Source organism: Oerskovia sp. NPDC060287 (assembly GCF_042726775.1).
In the GTDB taxonomy this organism is placed as follows: domain Bacteria; phylum Actinomycetota; class Actinomycetes; order Actinomycetales; family Cellulomonadaceae; genus Oerskovia; species Oerskovia merdavium.
The window spans coordinates 1-1,668 of the sequence record NZ_JBHXBO010000398.1 but is presented as its reverse complement, the minus strand read 5'-3'; the positions used below and the strand labels follow the sequence as shown (position 1 = coordinate 1,668).

Sequence of the window (1,668 nt, the reverse complement as noted above, 5' to 3'; positions counted from 1 at the left end):
ACTTCGTGCTGCACCGCCCGGGGAGCGAGCCGGAGGTGTCTGGGCCCGCCACGGCTCAGGACCGCCTGCCGAGGGTGTCGGAACCGCCGCCGGGGGGACGACACGCGGTACCAGAGGGCGCGGCTTGTCATTTCTGGTACGGCAGGCAAACATTGGGCCTCATGACCAGTGCAACCGTTTGCAGCAACGCTTACATCGTCGAGGGGGTGCTCGGCTCGCTGCCGACGGTCGCACTCATCCATCCGAGCGGCGCCGAGCTCGTCGTCGCCCTGCGTGGCGCGACCGTGCTGGCCTGGCGGGCGCCGTGGGGTGCAGGCTCCGAGGAGCGTGAGGTCCGCGACCTGCTCGACGGCTACGTGGCCGAGTCCGAGCTGCTCGCGCAGGAGGCGACGCGCTCGGGGCTCATGCTCCCGTTCGCCAACCGCGTGGCTGCGGGCACCTACACGTTCGACGGCGTCACGCACCACGTCCCACCCGCACCGGGCGAGGTCGGCACCCTGCACGGCTTCGTCCGGCTCCAGGACTGGGAGCTCGTGCCGGGCGTCGACGCGGAGGACTCCGTCGACGGTGCGGTCTCGGTGGAGCTCGCGACGTGCGTCCAGTCGACCGACGTCGCGGGCTACCCGTTCGACCTCGAGACGAGGATCCGCTTCGAGCTGACCGAGGAGACGCTCGACGTCACCTGGTCCTACCGCAACGTGGGACGGCTGGCCGCGCCGGTCACGGCGGGTTGGCACCCGTACTTCCGCGTCCCGGGCCATGCCACGATCGACGCGCTCGAGCTGCACGTGCCGGCGCGTGCGACGGTCGCGACGGACGCGGGCCTCATCCCGCTCGACGGCGAGGCGGCCCGGGAGGTGCGTGCCGCCGTCGGGCCGCTGGGGCTCGCCGGGACCACGCTCGACACCGCGTTCACCGACCTCGTGCCCGACGCGGACGGCCTGGCGCGCACCCGGGTCCTCGACCCGGCGACGGGCGCCGGGGTCGAGGTGTGGCAGGAGCGGGGCAACATGCACGTCTACACGGGCGATGGGCTGGGCCGCCGGGCGCGGGCGTCGATCGCGCTCGAGCCGGTCGAGAGCCTGACGAACGCCTTCAACCGACCGGACTGTGCACAGCAGGTTCGGCTCGCTGCGGGCGAGGAGCGCGAGTTCCGGTTCGGTGCCCGTGTGATCGCTCCGCGCGAGGGCTGAAACGGGGGGCCGGGGTGCCCGATTTGGCGCCTCGGCCCATCTCCCGTAAGGTTGTGTTTACCGACGCGGGGTGGAGCAGCTCGGTAGCTCGCTGGGCTCATAACCCAGAGGTCGCAGGTTCAAATCCTGCCCCCGCTACAAAGGAAGGCCCGGTTCAGCAGAAATGCTGGACCGGGCCTTCGTCATTTCCTCGGCCGTGACGGGCCCGCTCCGACGGACCGTCGGGCAGGCCAGGTTCCGGCTCGTGAACGGATCCGCCTCACCGCGGTCCCGCTGTCCGGTCCGGCGCCTCGGCGGCCGGAGGGCACCCTCCGTGGTGTGACGTGGCCGACAGGGAATCTAGTAGGAGTCCCGGCAGATGATCCCGTAGAGTGGTGTTCACCGACGCGGGGTGGAGCAGCTCGGTAGCTCGCTGGGCTCATAACCCAGAGGTCGCAGGTTCAAATCCTGCCCCCGCTACAAAGGAAGGCCCGGT

Annotated in this window: 1 protein-coding gene and 2 tRNA genes; all 3 read left to right on the top strand. The window is 71.0% G+C overall.

Annotated elements, in window-relative coordinates; genetic code table 11:
- The first annotated feature begins 161 nt into the window (after positions 1–161).
- The 3 genes from ACFWFR_RS19285 to ACFWFR_RS19275 all read left to right on the top strand — a co-directional run bounded on the left by ACFWFR_RS19285 (position 162) and on the right by ACFWFR_RS19275 (position 1,652).
- Positions 162–1,193: an aldose 1-epimerase gene (locus ACFWFR_RS19285; protein WP_377624193.1), complete on the top strand. Its 1,032-nt coding sequence runs from the start codon at positions 162–164 to the stop codon at positions 1,191–1,193.
- Between the two features lie 64 nt (positions 1,194–1,257).
- Positions 1,258–1,331 (top strand) — tRNA-Met (locus ACFWFR_RS19280).
- 247 nt (positions 1,332–1,578) lie between these two features.
- Positions 1,579–1,652 (top strand) — tRNA-Met (locus ACFWFR_RS19275).
- The last annotated feature ends 16 nt before the right edge of the window (positions 1,653–1,668 follow it).